8 protein-coding genes are annotated in these 14,687 nt (G+C 64.9%); 4 read left to right on the forward strand and 4 right to left on the reverse strand.

Features of this window, described 5'->3' with window-relative positions:
- Positions 1–130 precede the first annotated feature (130 nt).
- Positions 131–1,426: an ISAs1-like element IS1629 family transposase gene (locus tag AOJ26_RS12770; protein ID WP_006378747.1), complete on the forward strand. Its 1,296-nt coding sequence runs from the start codon at positions 131–133 to the stop codon at positions 1,424–1,426.
- Here AOJ26_RS12770 and AOJ26_RS12775 read toward each other — a convergent pair.
- From AOJ26_RS12775 to dpdE, 3 genes are read right to left on the reverse strand one after another with little or no spacing between them, the layout of a single operon-like run.
- Positions 1,411–1,926, reverse strand: coding sequence for a hypothetical protein (locus tag AOJ26_RS12775; RefSeq protein ID WP_159044274.1), 516 nt, complete (start codon positions 1,924–1,926; stop codon positions 1,411–1,413). The two genes, AOJ26_RS12770 and AOJ26_RS12775, sit on opposite strands and share 16 nt — an antisense overlap.
- Before the next feature lie 53 nt (positions 1,927–1,979).
- The gene (gene dpdF, locus AOJ26_RS12780; protein ID WP_053848377.1) at positions 1,980–4,619 is read right to left on the reverse strand and encodes a protein DpdF; all 2,640 of its coding nucleotides are present in this window, start codon (positions 4,617–4,619) and stop codon (positions 1,980–1,982) included.
- On the reverse strand, positions 4,609–7,920 hold the full coding sequence (dpdE, locus tag AOJ26_RS12785) for a protein DpdE (RefSeq protein ID WP_053848378.1): 3,312 nt from the start codon (positions 7,918–7,920) through the stop codon (positions 4,609–4,611). The genes dpdF and dpdE overlap by 11 nt, the downstream gene beginning before the upstream one ends.
- A 552-nt stretch (positions 7,921–8,472) precedes the next feature.
- Between dpdE and AOJ26_RS12790 the strand changes: the two genes are divergently transcribed.
- From AOJ26_RS12790 to AOJ26_RS12800, 3 genes are all read left to right on the forward strand, one after another.
- Positions 8,473–8,988 (forward strand): VUT family protein, encoded by a 516-nt coding sequence (locus tag AOJ26_RS12790; RefSeq protein ID WP_053848379.1) that lies wholly within the window; start codon positions 8,473–8,475, stop codon positions 8,986–8,988.
- A gap of 561 nt (positions 8,989–9,549) precedes the next feature.
- Positions 9,550–10,128, forward strand: a complete 579-nt coding sequence (locus tag AOJ26_RS12795; RefSeq protein ID WP_078959874.1) for an RNA polymerase sigma factor — start codon at positions 9,550–9,552, stop codon at positions 10,126–10,128.
- 1 nt (position 10,129) lies between these two features.
- Positions 10,130–12,358 (forward strand): hypothetical protein, encoded by a 2,229-nt coding sequence (locus AOJ26_RS12800; protein WP_143663562.1) that lies wholly within the window; start codon positions 10,130–10,132, stop codon positions 12,356–12,358.
- A gap of 743 nt (positions 12,359–13,101) precedes the next feature.
- Here the strand turns inward: AOJ26_RS12800 and AOJ26_RS12805 are convergent.
- Positions 13,102–13,995, reverse strand: coding sequence for a DUF5655 domain-containing protein (locus tag AOJ26_RS12805; protein WP_053848382.1), 894 nt, complete (start codon positions 13,993–13,995; stop codon positions 13,102–13,104).
- Between the last annotated feature and the right edge of the window lie 692 nt (positions 13,996–14,687).

The following is a 14,687-nucleotide window of genomic DNA, read 5'->3' on the forward strand; positions in this document are numbered from 1 at the left end:
CAGGGCCCCGGCGTTTGCCCGGATCGCCCCGGCCTGGGCCGGTTGATCATGCTGGCGGGCCTCGGAAGCAGATGAACACGGCACCTGTGGATCATGGAGTTCTCTACGCTGCAAGATCCACGAAGGTGCCGTGTTCGTTCCTCCATCATCCCCTGCCGTCGTTCCCGTCTCTCCGGCGCCCCGCCTGGAGGCCCTCGGCTCGGATGCCGCGCGAGACCAAGTCCGCGGCCTGGTTGCCGAGTTCGAGTCGGTCACCGATCCTCGCGGGGCGTGCGGGGTGCGCTACCGGGTCTCCTCGCTGCTGGCCCTGGTGGTCTGTGCGATGACCCCGGCGGGCCATGACTCCATCACCGCGGCGGCGGAGTGGTGCCGACGTGCGACGCCTGAGGAACTGGCCGCTTTCGGTCTGCCCTACCATCCGTTGCGCGGCCGCTACCGGATCCCGAGCGAGAAGACCTTGCGCACCGTTCTGGGGCGGCTCGATCCCGGTGAGGTCAGCGCGGCCGGCTACGACCACCTGCGGCCCCTGCTGTCCACGGTGTCCCACTCTCCCGAGCCGCTCATGCCCGACGGCGGCATCGAACGCGAACAGCGCCGCGCCCACCGGGCGGCCGCCCGCGCCGAACCGGTGCGCTCCCGGCGCCGGGCCATCGCGGTGGACGGCAAGTGCCTGCGCAGTGCGAAGCGCCCGGACGGCAGCCGCGTCTTCGTGCTCTCCGCCGTCCGGCACGGCGACGGCATCACCCTCGCCTCCCGCGAGATCGGCGCGAAGACCAACGAAATCCCCGAGTTCCAACCCCTGCTCGACCAGCTCGACGACGCCGATCTCAAGGGGGCCGTCGTCACCGCCGACGCCCTCCACGCCCAACGCGACCACGCCACCTACCTGCACGAACGCGGCGCCCACTACCTGCTGACCATCAAGAACAACCAGCGCGGCCAAGCCCGTCAGCTCCACGCCCTGCCCTGGAAGGAGATCCCCGTCATCCACCGTGACGACGCCCGCGGCCACGGCCGCCACGAACAGCGTCTCGTCCAGGTCGTCACCGTCAACGGCCTGCTCTTTCCCCACGCGGCCCAGGTCCTGCGCATCCAGCGCAGACGCCGTCTCTACGGAGCGAAGAAGTGGTCCAGCGAGACCGTCTACGCCATCACCGACCTGCCCGCCGAGGAAGCGAGTGCCGCCGAGATCGCTTCATGGGCTCGCGGGCACTGGACCGTGGAGAACACCGTCCACTGGTGTCGGGATGTGACCTTCAACGAGGACAAGTCCCAGGTCAGGACCCACAACACGCCCTCAGTCCTCGCCGCCGTCCGCGACCTGATCCGCGGTGCGCTCAAGCTTGCCGGGTACGTCAACACCGCCGCCGGCCGCCGAGCCCACACCGAACGCACCCTCGTCCTCAGCCTCTACGGCATCACATGATCAAACCGGACGACCCGGGCAAACGCCGGGGCCCTGGGGGCCCAGTAGTTGAAGTGGTTCCACCGAGTTTCGTTGGAGAATACGGGACCTGCCTCCGGCCGCAACGCTTCTCGCTGGTCGTTCTGCACCCTGTACCAGTCCATCGGATCTGTCGGATCCAACGAGAGCAGCCAGGCCAGTGCGCGGGTAAGGTCGCGAGGTCCGGTCTGGTCGGCAGAATCGCCGAGCGAAGTGTTCTTGGCCTGATCGAGAACCGCCTGGCGGAGTACGGAGTTGAACGCGGATACGTCCTGCCCGTCAAGTGTCGTAGCGGCACCAGCCAGAGAGAGCTGCTGATCTTCGCCCTCGATCCGAATCAGGCCCAACTCGTCGAGAGTGCTGATTGCCTTGTCGAAGGGCGGCTTGTCCTTCGTCTTCTCGCCGCGAATTGACGGCGGGGACAGCAGAGAACGTGCCTCCTCCAACGATACTGCCTTCTCCAAATAGGCGAGCAACCGCACGACTGCCCATGCTTGAGTGGGCAAGGCTGCGCCGCGGGGATTTAGGAGCGTCATCAGATTTCCTCCAAGGCGCGGAAGACCGGAAGCTTGGCGCGGTGGATATCGATCAGCGGATCGTTGGTCCGATCCGGGTGTCGAGTGTGGCGTGGGTGAAGGAGGTACGTGATGTCCTCTGAACTGAACCGTGCTGCGGTGTCATAGTCCAGTGAGGGCGAGTCGTCCAGGATCCACACCACAGGGCCAGCCCATGACTTCAGCAACTCGGCATCCTCATCGAACACAACAGGGTATGTACGGGCTGCCTTACGGAGTACATCCCGGCACCGTGTCGTAACACCAGGGCCGCCTACGACGGCGATCCCGCGGCGCACCAGTCGCTCCAGGAGGCGGGGTACATGGAGACGTTGCTCCTGCTCGCCCTCCCACCACAAGCTCAAGCAGGCCAGACCGTCACGGTAGCGGGCCAGTGGATCGTTGGGAGGAGGTACCGGGAAGCGCAACCACGGACGAGGCTCCCCGGCGAGCCTGTAGAAGCCGGACTTGTCTGGGCGCCCGGTCGCCCTACAGTTCGGGCAGCCACGGCAGGTGACACGGGTAGGCAGGGAAGTTCGGCCTCGTCGCAGGCGGTAGTACTCTCCGAGTACGTCACCGATGCACTGACTTCCACCGAGTGCCTCTTCCAGACCCGTGAGGGATTTCTTCTGGTGATCCAGAAGCTTCTGCCGCTCCGCCTCGAAGCGAGATATGAATCGCTCCGCAGTGTTGACTTGAGGGTCTTTGATGGTGACTTCAGCCCGCGTCCCCACATTTTTCCTGAACTCGTCTACACGCTCTGCCCATACGGATTCGAGCTCTCCCTCTTCGCGTTGGGGCGGTTGAGGTACGTGGAGTTCGATCAGCTTGGCGCGAACCATAAGGTTGAGGACGCGAACGTTCCAGGACCTGTTGGTTTCGGAGTCCTCACTGACGTGGCTGGGGCGGGAATCCAGATCGAGACGATAATGGCTGCCGCCGAGTTGCTGTTCACGCCGGAACATGGCGTCCCAACGCTTCAGCGCCTTTTCAGAGGTGATGACTGGTTCGCTGCCGAGAACCTCGGCAATGTCTCGGTCCCCGGGTGCCGTCACCATGTAGGCGACAGACGGGTTTCCGTCTCGCCCACCACGGCCGATCTCTTGGTAGTACCGGTCGACTGTCTCGGGCAGGCATGCGTGAAGCACGGTTCGCACGTCCGACAGGTCTACGCCCAGACCGAAAGCTGAAGTGCCTACGACAACGTCAAAGCGGGTAGAGAACCTGCTGTCGTCTTCGGTTGATTTTCCTCCCCAGCCCTCAACGGCATCGCGGCGGTCCTGGTCACTTGAGTCACCGGTCACTTGAGTTACGCGGAAAAACCCAGAGGCCCGGAGGCGCTCCCCCCATTCCTTTGCGTCTCTCACTGTGGAGACGTACAAGGCCAGGGGTTTAGGCAGGAGCGACACGGCCTCAAGGACCGAATCCTGTCGACTTTGAAGCGTTTCGGATGCGCTGATGTAGTAGGTAGGCTCGTGGCGGAGTTGTGAAGCCCAGACAATCTGAGCTTCGTCTGGTCCGGCGAAGAGCTCCTCGAGCGTACCGACCTGTTGAGTAGTGAGGGTGGCACTCATGGCCACAGTGACAGGGGCCAGGCCGTCGGGAGCCTTGCTAAGCCAGGTGCGGCGGTGGCTGGACATCGTCTGGAACTCGGGTCGGAAGCCGTTGCCCCACTGCTCGACGAGATGAGCTTCGTCGATAACGAAGTACTTGAGCAGACCGGCTTCCGCGGCTTCTTCGAGTGGCTTGCGCAGTCCCCTGACGAGTGCCTCGGGCGAAGCGAATACCAGGCGCTGCTGGCCGGTGCGGATATCCTCACGGAGTTGCCGCTTGACGTCTTCGGGCAAGCCACCGACGTATGCATAGCGTCCTGTGGGGCTTGGGCATCCCTGCGCTTCCATCAGCGGCCGGGTACGGCGTTCCATGTCGAGGGCAAGAACGACGGTGGGAACAACGACGACGGAGACGCCGGCGCTCCGGCTCGCCAGGATGGCCGGGGCCTGGATGACATCGGTCTTCCCATGGCCCGTGGGCAAGCAAATGATCACGGTACTGCCCGGCTGCGCGAGCGCAACCGCGCGCGCGGCCTGCCGCTGCCCGATCGACAAGTACCGGTCGCGAGCGGGGCCGAGGGCTTCCCTCCAGAATGGATCGCCGGGGTAGGGCTCAAGGTGGCGGCGGTGCTCTGCGTCTCGCCCAAGATGTACCTGTCGAAGATCCACCCGAGCCACCGCTGCAGCGTCGCTCTCAGGCACAGGCGGATGCCACGGCTTTGCTGTGATGTACAAGCCGCGTTCGTTCGGCATCACATCGCAGTGGATCTCGGACCACTGCTCGTGAGAGGGAAGCAGAGGGTGGCTGGGGACGACGAGGCCTGTGTTGTTTCCGCGTGCCTGCGCTTCAAGCAGGACCTGGCGTAGGAGGGCCGCCACATCCCTCCATCCGGATGTTCCACTCTCCAGGCCTGCGAGGGCGTCGCGGAGCCGCCGTAGCGTGCCCCGGCTGTCGTCGTTCAGCGGCGGGACCGAAGGCCAGGCGCGAAGCAGTTCGCGGGCTCCTGTCCAACTGTCGACGTTCAGGTCACCTTGCCGGAGGAAGGCCTTGCGTGCGTCACGAGTCATGCCGGACTCTCCTGTAGCCGCTCTTTACGATGCACGTGGCCGCGACGAGCCTCACGTTCGGCCGCGTCAGCCCTTCGACGAGGGCATCCGCGACGGACACGTCCAACAGGTAGCTCTCGGTGTCTCCCAGGAGGTGTCCGGCCGCCTGACGAGACTGGGCTTGGGCCTTGGCCACGGCGAGACGACGACGAGCCGACTGTTGCGCGCGGGCGCAGTGGGCTGCAAGGTCCGTCACTCGCTCAAGTTCATCAAGGGCGACTCCGTTGGCCGACCTTGCTGTTTTCTCGTAGTAGTTCCAGCCACCAAAGAGATCGATCAGTTCACGGATCAGCTTGGAGTTGTAGTTGTGGTCCTTGCTGTTGTCGTACGGCTTTTCAAGCCACCTGAGCGTCTGTTCGTCGGTGACTGCTTTCGTGCTGCCTGCGGGAACCCACACCTTGAGCGTGAAGGGTGGGAGGATCCGATCTGCCTGCCGCTGCAGCGCGGGGCGTGCCTTCTGCTCGTTGTCGACCAGCGCCAGGGCGTTTGTGATGTCGGCTTCCACCACGAGGTCGAAGCCGAAGTACGGCTCCAGTTCTCCCCGGTGGAGTGGATCAAGTCGCCAGAAGGCAGTGGCCTGACCGCGGTCGTCGGTGTAGATCACCGACGCCAGCATGTCGACCAGAGGATTGCCGATGCGGTACAAGCGCGTACCTGGGGCGCGGAGCGCAGCGGCCCTAATGAACGCTGCTTCGGCGGCTTCAGAGGGCACCTTGGCCTTCAACGCCTGGTAGAAGTGCGGCGAGACCAGGGGCTGCGAAGCGAGGTTGAACTTGTGGCGCTCGCAGCCGCGTTCGATGCGGGTCCAGTGGCGCAGCTTGATGCCGGAGGATTCGTCGCCCGCATACATCAGGAGGGCGTCTTGGGTCTTGCGCCACGGCTGCTCGAACTTGCCGAGGGCAGCGGCGATGTCCGTCTCATAAGCAGAGGACTCGTGGACGGATTCGAGCCTGTCGAATTTCGCGATGGCGGCCCGACCAGCTCCGAGTTGGGCCGAGATCTCCTGTGTGGAGTTCGCCAGCCCTTCTGGTCCCTGCACGAGTGCCTTGGACCACACACCAGAGAGGTTCACTGCGATGGGGTCCTGCAAGGTGGACACAGACTCGGTGAAAATTCGATAGCCGTCCTGCAGCAGGGTCAGCCAGGCGCCGTTGAACTCCTCGGTCTCGGCAAGGACGAACTGGTCGGCAGGATTGTGTCCGGTCGCCTCGAAGTCGGGGTATCGGTCGATGCGGCCGAGACGCTGCTCAAGACGATTCGGCGACCAGGGAAGGCGCAGGTGCACTGCCGTGTCCGCGCTCTGCAGGTTCAGACCGTCGTCGGCTGAGTCGTCCACGACGAGAATGCGGGGCGGATTCTCCGTGCTCCTCGTGGCCCGAGTGTTCTTCCCACGTGGCGCCCGCCACGCGTCTACGGCCTGGTTCGATGCCTCAGAGCCGGCACGCCGAGTGTGCTCGGCGATAGAGGTGCCGGGAAGGCGACGGCTCAGTTCTGCCGTGAGCTCCGACGCGAGTGAACCGGGTCCCGCGAAGATCACGGTTCTGGCGGCCTTCGAGATCAGAGGCAGCAGTGCGTGAACGAGCTCGTCCGTCTCGTCCTTCAGACCACCCTGGTCAAGCATTGCTTCGAGCCGATCCACGAGTGCGACCTCGTACGCGAACTGAGGCGGAGTTACAAGCAGTTCACGCTCCTGGTCCGTGAGGCCAGCGCGAGTTGCCGCCTGCGTGTCTCGGCGTACACGCCACCGCATCGCGTCGAGGAAGTCCGTTGAAGGGCCACCGAGTCGCGAGGTGAGGACGCCGAGGAGCAGACCGTACTCGGTCTGCCTGTCATCGAGGCTTTCATCGAGGAGGTGATCCCACGTGTACCGCTGCCAGGTGCGGAGGGTTTCCGAGGCCAAAGAGTGCAGCGATCCCTCGCCGAGGACTTGGGGGCGAGCCCGACCGCGGACTACATAGGGGAGCAGATCGGATTCTTCGTCGTCTCGAAGGATGCGGGCTCGGCGATGGCGAATTACCCGACGGTCCAGTCGATACGTCTCGCTGATGTGAGCGCGGAGCGCTTCCACGCGCAGGGCGAGTTCGGGAGCGTCCGCGTCGTCGGCGAGTTCGTCGTATTCGTCGAGGAGATCGAGTACTTGGGGTGCCAAGGCCTCGAAGAGCGGGTCCTCGGGGATGACGTCCCTGATGCGGTCGATCGTGGATGGCAGGAGAGGAGGCAGCTTGTCATCGAGCCCGGAGACGCGGTCCGCGAGTATCTCGCGCAGTGCGTGACGGCGCTCGAACGCGTCCCGGTTCTCCCAGCCGTACAGGGCAGGGTCGAGCAGATGCAGAAGCGCGAGATGGGCTGTCGGGCCTGCCGTGACTGGAGTGGCGGACAGGAGTAGGAGCTTGGGCGCGGTGTGGGCCAGCGCGCACAGTTCGCGGTATCTCGGGTCGTCGTTGTCCACGTCATGAACCAAGTCGTGGGCCTCGTCTACCACGACGAGTTCACTGTCGTGGTATTGGGCCCACTTTTCCGGCGTCTCGTGGGATGTGAACCGTACGCGGGCGTCTACGAAGTCGTCGATGAAGAACTTCTCGCACATTTCGCTTCGCCACTGGCGCCGCAAGACCTCGGGAGTAAGTACGGTCACCCGGGCGCGCGGGTTGTCGATCAAGGTCTGCCGGATGACGTAGCCAGCTTGGATGGTCTTGCCAAGTCCGACCTCATCGGCGAGAAGGTACCGCTGAACAGGGTCGGACAACACGGTCAGTGCGGCATGGATCTGGTGGGGGTAGATCTCCACCGCGGACGACAGTAGGGCGGGGGTGCTGGCGCTGGCCGCGCGTTGGCCGACGAGGTTGTGAAGCAAGGGGAGCCGCGTGTTGTGGAAGTAGCCGGACTCGTTGCCACCGGAGACCAGCACCTGGAGAGGGTCGCGCACGGGCTTGTCCCACCGGACGCGAAGCTCGGCCTCCGGCACTGGAAGATCGGCTTCCGTGTTGGGGAAGTGCACGAAGTACATGGGGCGTTGAGCCATTTGGACGCGTCCGGCCAGCCAGGCGCCCGTGTTCGGATTGCGCCAGAAGACGCGAGTCTCCCGCTGGAGTACGGCGTGCCGGCATGCAGTTGCTGGCACCGTGCGTGACTCGACTTCCGGCTCGGCGACGGACTCGAAGAAGTCGATGCGGAGAGTGTCACCGTTGACCGCTCCTACACGGCCGATTCCAGGCGCCCCTTTGAACTCGACAAGGTGCCCGACTGCGAAGCCCGAAGGCATCTTTCTACTCGCCCCCCACCTGCTGGTTTAACGACTGACATGAGCTTAGGGGCAGCCACTGACAACGCGGTTGACGGAGCAATGCGGAAATTCGCATACACATTCGAAAGGGGAGTGCAATTGCGCTGTCGGTGACGCAAAGTTGACACGACAAGTAACGCAAATCATCAGTAAATGGTCATTCAGGTCGTGGTCGCGGGGTGCAACGCGCCACAAAATACGTCCGAAACGGAGCCGTGCACGGAGGTTGCATGCGCCAAGCATGAAGTGCGTACGTCAACGCGGGCCTGCGCTATCGCGCAAGTTGATGGCTGTATGACCTGCCCCATTCACGCAAGGTGGCTCCCCTTGCTGCTTCTCGGCGCACTAGCCTCGCGACACCGGAAGATGCATATGCCTCCGGCAGTGCACTCAATCCCGGCCAGAGTCTCGACGTCTGGACTCGGCACTGGTGTCAGTGGCGTGGGTTGTACTGTCTGCGCGCTCACCCCGCCGTCCGTCCCCGGCGTGGCATCGGCGCATCGACCACTTCACCGAGACAGAAAGAAGACTGTGAACGTCCCCGCACCTGCCGGTATCACGACCCTCGTCGCCTACGTCGCCACCATCCCCGCGGCCAACCTCGCCGTCACCCACTTCGGAGCCGTCCCCGTCGGCTTCGGCTACGCCGCCCCAGCCGGGGTATACCTGGTCGGCCTCGCACTCGTCCTTCGCGACCTCGCCCGAGAATCAACCGGCCGCGTAGCCGTCCTCGCGGCCATAGCCGTCGGCACCATCCTTTCGTACTTCCTCGCCGATCCGGCGCTCGCCGTTGCTTCGGCAGCCGCCTTCGGGGTCGCTGAAACCATGGACTTCGCCATCTACGAACCTCTGCGGCAGCGTGGCCTGTTGATCGCGATGCTCGCCTCCAACGCGATCGGCCTGCTCTCGGACAGCCTCCTGTTCCTTAAGCTGGCCTTCGGCTCGTTCGAGTACCTGCCAGGACAGATCCTCGGCAAAGCGTGGATGACCCTTACAGCAGTCGCCGTCCTGGCTCTACTTCGCCGACGGAAGCAAGCGACCGCCTGAGCCCGTTGCGCATCCGGTGCACCGGCTGAGGAGTGGTGCACCTTCACCGGCTCCCGTCCCCGTGCTGTCCGTCCGCCTGGCGACAGTTCACCGAGACGTTGTGTGTGGGGGGACTCCCTCGCGGTCCCGTCGTTGGCGGACCGTGCGGGGGAGCGTCGGCCCGCACGCTGTCCGCCCCCATCGCCGATTCTGCTGCCAGCCCGCGTTGAACGCGGGCTGGCAGCAGAATCGGAAAAGATCTCGAAGAAGGCTGTTAAGGCAAGACCCCTCTGCCGCGTATGGGATGTGAGGGCGCATGTGCGCCCCATGGGCTTCGATCCGAGGGAAGCATCCTGTGACTCTTATGGAGTTTGCCGACTACGTCACGTCCGGCACCGCCTTGGTGGCGGCGCTGGGCACTGTCGTACGCCGTCTATGGGTGCAGCGGCTCTCCGGCAGAGATCCGGGGGCTCCCGACGCGCGAGCCGGATGCGACCCTTCCGTGATCGCCACGGTCCTGCAGCACGTGCCCGACGGCGCGGTTGTGCGCTACCAGTCGGGTGATGGAAGCACTCTGACGGCATGGAAGGTGCCGCCGCAGTCCGCGCCTCCAAGGCAGGGGAAAATCCGCCCGTGGTGAGCAGCCCTGAGGACCGCCCTGATCCGAAGGCCCACCGAGAGTGGGTCCTGCACAAAGCATATAGGGAGCACAACACCCTGATCATCGCCAGATTACGAAAGGCTGGTCTGATGGACCTGGCTGGGGACATCGCTCACGAGGCATGGATCCGAGCCCTGCGGGACGAGCGCTTCGACCCCAACAGAGAGCCGCTGCCGTATATCTGGACGATCGCCCGGAATCTGGCGAAGGACCTTCTACGGCGCCGCGGGCGGGAGGTCCCGTTGGAGGTGCTCGGTGATGCCGCCACTCCGGAGGACGACACCTTGCTGCTGTGGCGTGAGGAGATCGACCCGGCGATCGCCACAGTCCGCTCCGCGCAGGGCCGCCAAGTGCTCATGATGCAGCGCGACGGTCGTGAGGACGATGAAATCGCTTCACATCTGGGTGTGTCGAAGAACCAGGTGAGTGTGCAGAGACACCGGGCCCTGCGAGAAGTGAGACGGCATGTCGGGCTCGGCGAAGGGTCAAGTGGTGAGTGACGTGAATCCCAACGATTCCCAGCTCCCACCGAGCTGGACACAGGTGCTGGCCGACTCCCAGTCCCAGACCGACTTCTGGGACCGCCCGTCAGGCGACTGGGGCAATTCGTCAACGGCTGTCGGCGCCACCCACGCCTCCGGGTACGGCGATCGGCGTCGCGACGCCAACAGCGCCTACCGCCTCGGTACGAAGGCATTGCGCCGGGAGGACTTGCCAACGGCCCGCCTTTGGTTCGAAATCGCCTCGGAGCAGGAACATCCGGGAGCAGCCTTCCGCCTGACCGCTGTTCACCTGCGGGAGCACAGGCAGACCCCCCAGGATGCCCAGCTCTTGGTCATCAGCGCGCCCATGGGGGGAGGAAAGACCACCGCTTTCATGGCGGTCGAGTGGCTCTTTCGCGCTGCCCGCTGGGGCCATGGTGACGCGGCGCGCCTGACTGTCGTAGCAGAGCGTCTGCGTACGGCGGGGCTGGGTCGCGGGCGGGCGGAGGAGGCGTTCCTCGCGGAGACCCGTCTGGAGGATGCCGGGCAGGACGCCGTTCCGGGGGCCGGGGGCACAGAATCCGGCCGCGGCCACGCCCAGGAGGACACGGAGTTCTACGACGAGGTCCGCGAGCACATCTTCCTGCCTCTGGTGGCCTCCCTGGGAAGGGAGCGGCTCGAGCCCCAGAGATCCACATCGCCGGTCCCTCCACGAGCTGACCTTGCCCTCAGCAGACGGCTCACCAGCATCGGCGACGGCATCGCGGCATCGCTGGCCCGTTCCGACGAAGCAGAGGAAGTACTGCGCGAGGTTGCGGGTGCCGGCTCCGCGCCTAGACCGCGTCCTGCCTTCCGTGCGGCCATGGCGGCCACTGGCACCGATGCGTACGCCGCGATTCAGCAGTTGGTGCAGTACGCAAATCCATCGGCCGGCACCTCGCTGGAGGACCGCGACCTCTACGGTGTCGCGTTCATCGGCACCTCTGCAGCCCCGCCCTCGGACATCACGACAGACGGCACCGCCCCGGGGCGTCGCAAAGGGACCGCCAGGTTGCGTGTGGTGCGCCAGCCCGATCGGACCGCCCCCGGACCGAGCACCTATGCCGAAGGACTGGAGGGCGATAAGCGCCTCGCGTCCTTGGGGCGCTTCACCCTGCCCGAAGACAGCATCCGTGAACTCCTGATGGGCACGCAGCTGTACCAGGACAGCGGATTGGCGGTCCGCGAGCTGTACCAGAACGCACTCGATGCCTGCCGGTACCGCTCTGCGCGGCGCGAGTACCTAAGCCGGACAAACGGTCTCAGCGATCTCTGGCAGGGGAGGATTGAATTCACCCAAGGCGTTGACGAGCAGGGCCGTGCCTTCCTGGACTGTGTCGACAACGGCATCGGCATGGGGGAGGAGGAACTAAGGACATCCTTCTCCCGAGTCGGGCTGCGATTCCCCGAACTGCCGGAGTTCCGGGAGGAGAAGGCCCAGTGGGAAGCGTGTGAACCACCGGTGCAGATGTACCCCAACAGTCGCTTCGGCATCGGCGTGATGAGTTACTTCATGCTTGCCGATGAGATCGACGTAACGACATGCCGCATGGACCCGCAGGGTTTTCCCGGCCCAGAGCTGAAGATGACCGTGCCCAGCCCAGGGCAGCCAGCCAGGATCACCCGGGTGCGTGCTCAGGGCACCATCCCGGGTACCCGGGTACGCCTCTTTCTCAGGGACGAACGGAATGCCCCCTCCTGCGTTGACGTGTTGGAGAAGGTCCTCGGTATCGCCGAGTACACGACCACGGCCCGACACGGCGACCGATCCGCATCATGGCAACCGCACGAACTGTGGCCCAGAAAGAAGGCACCGCGTCACCACAACGTCATCGACGTTCGTGGCCGGGTGGTCCACACGCTTGCGGGCCAAGTGGTCTGGTGCGAATCCGGAGGAGCGCTCCTGGCCGACGGGCTGCTCGTACAGCCTTCCGTCCGCCATGGGGTGTTCGCCAACTCCCGGCGCCGGAACGCCCTGCACGGAGTCGTGATCAACCTGACCGGCTCCCCCACGCCCCCGGCCCTTTCCGTGGACCGCAAGCAGATCGTTGGGGACGTCTCTCACGAGGCCGAATCCCTCGTGACGAGGGCCTCCAGAGAACTCGTAACCACCCAGCGGGATTTCGTGACGCACCACTGGCTGGAGTCCATGGCCCGACAAAGTCCCAGACTTGCCGAGATCGTCGCCCGGGCGGCCTCAGAGGTGTAGCGAGGGAAACCGTGCGGGTTCGCAGATCCCTACGGCGCAAGGACGGGAGCCAACTGTAAGTCGTGAGCTGCCACGATGGGCAGCCGAGTTCTGGTGATGGTGGCTCATGTAAGGCACCTGCCATGAGCCACCATCAATCCTCGGTCGCCCTGGAGGGCAACCGCCACCTAGGTCACGTGCTGGCCCGCCGTACTCGACGCACGCTTGCGACCCTCGATCGCCCTGGAAGGCGACCGCCGCTGGGGTGCGGCTCGAGCTTCGCGTCACAGGTGCAGGTGTTGCGATCCTCGGTCGCCCTGGAGGGCCGCCGCCGGCATGTTCTGCAGTCTCGCCCGTCGCCCTTCATATTGTGATCCTCAGTCGCACCGAGGGGGGCGATCACCACTCCCAGATCTGCTGCATCACCACCGGGTCGACGTCCGGGTTGCGATCCTCAGTCGCCACGCCGATGTGGCGGCCCTCCTTTGGGGCGACCGGCGGGCGCAACTGTAAGAGCGCTCGCGTCAGGGCAAATAACCATGGGCGACAGGGCTTCTCACGCCCAGGCTGGGAAACTGCACCTTCAGTGACGTTAGAAATCGGCGATGCCTTATAGCACCGGATCCCCGGTTAGCGAAACCGGGGATCCCCCGCACCCTTAGTAATCCACCGCCATTCACCTGACCACCACGTCGAAAGGCAGCGCCACGACGAAGCCCCACATCCGCATAACCCGCCCTGCCGTCCATCGGGACGAGAAGCCACTACGCCGCGGCGTAGCTGAGGCGGAACAGGTCCTGGGCGCGCTCCAGGTCCCGGTCCGTGCGCAGTTGCACCTCCAGGTCGCCGGTTCCGTGGTGCCCAAGCCCCGTCACGTCCCGGGTGAATCCGGGGACGAGGTCGACCTCCTTGGGGTCGGCCTTGAGGTAGACGAGCAGCTTGGTCTTCTGCGGCGGGCAGACGCAGGCGAAGTTCCGCAGCCGCTGGTACGCCCGGTAGGTCCTGTTCTCGACCCTGGTGATGTCGTCACCGAGTCCGAGCAGCACCTCGTCAACCGCGGCAGCCAGCTCCACCATCGCCCCGTCCGTACGACGGTCGCGCGGCACCTCCGCCCTGCGGCGACGGCAGACTGCCCTGGAGGCGGGGGTCTGGCCGGCGATGGAGGCGACCGTCTCAAGGCCGATGTGCTCGTTGCCGAAGAACCGGTAACGGACCAGGTCGATCGAGCGGCGGTGCTCGCGCACGGCATGAACGTCGTAGCGAGTGAAGTCGCCGGCCACGCAGATCAGCCTCGGTGCGCTCCACAGCACCTGGGCCGCGACCGCAGCCCCGAGCCGGTCGCGGACCAGGTGCCGGAATGCGTCCTTGTGGTCCATCAGCCACGCCATGTAGAAGAGGCCCTGATGGATCACACCTGCGTCAGTACCACGCTTGTATTCCACGATCGCGGGCGCGTTGTTCTCGTCAATGCCCAGCGAATCGATGCGCCCGCCATGGACGGGGCCAGTGCTGTACTCGCTCGCCAGGAACCGCACCCCGAGCATGGTCTCCATGTGCGCCTCGATGAGGTCCTGCACATCGGCCTCTTCCTCGGCCAGATGCGGCATTACCTCGGTCACGCCGTCTTTCGTCGTGTGGAACAGCTTCAGGCCCGACACCTTCCCCTCCTCGGCTCGGAGATCACAAACGCCGAGCGGAGCAGGATTGTTTCCACGAAGGGCTTCGGTCCTGTGGAGATGGCGTGAGAAGCTACGTACGGCTTCTCCGGGCGTTTGCGTCCCCCCCGCCGCCAGGGATCTACGGTTCCCCCATGTGTCCCCCGCGTTGCCGGGGACGGCGCTAGAAGGTCGGGTTTACGCAGGTCAGGGCCCATGGTCGGGTGGATACACCAGGCGCCTTCTATGCGCCCTCTCCATGTATGCATCGCACAGCGGAGCACTACCAGGGACAGTCACGCCATCAAATGCATGGGAAACCGTCACCGGTGACGGCGCGTGGAGCGGGCACGGAGAACGAGGTCCCCTGCCAGTGCCGGCGCTTCCCTTGCCGCGCGCGCAGTCTTCGCTTCCGGCTGCGCTGTCGTACCCGGGTCTTCCTGACCACATCCGCTTTCCCACGCGGAGCTACAGCCCATGGGTCAGCACAGAACCAGCACGGGAGGGGTGATGAGGGGTGATGAGGGGTGCTCGCAGGTCAGCACCAAGTCAGCACGGGAACAGAAAAGGGGCCTGCCCTTGAGAAGGCAGACCCCATCTGACCTGCACGTTTGCAAGATCAGTTAAGCCATGCTAAGTGACCCGCTACACGTTGAAGCGGAACTTCACGACGACGCTCCCACCTGCGTAGACGC

Origin of the sequence: Streptomyces sp. NRRL B-24085 (genome assembly GCF_001282115.1) — a bacterium.
Lineage (GTDB): Bacteria > Actinomycetota > Actinomycetes > Streptomycetales > Streptomycetaceae > Streptomyces.

What these genes read in the sequence shown, in the direction of transcription:
- dpdF (WP_053848377.1), bottom strand. Translation starts at nt 4,619, where the DNA reads ATGACTCGTGACGCACGCAAGGCCTTCCTCCGGCAAGGTGACCTGAAC.
- dpdE (WP_053848378.1), bottom strand. Translation starts at nt 7,920, where the DNA reads ATGCCTTCGGGCTTCGCAGTCGGGCACCTTGTCGAGTTCAAAGGGGCG.
- AOJ26_RS12795 (WP_078959874.1), top strand. Translation starts at nt 9,550, where the DNA reads ATGGAAGGTGCCGCCGCAGTCCGCGCCTCCAAGGCAGGGGAAAATCCG.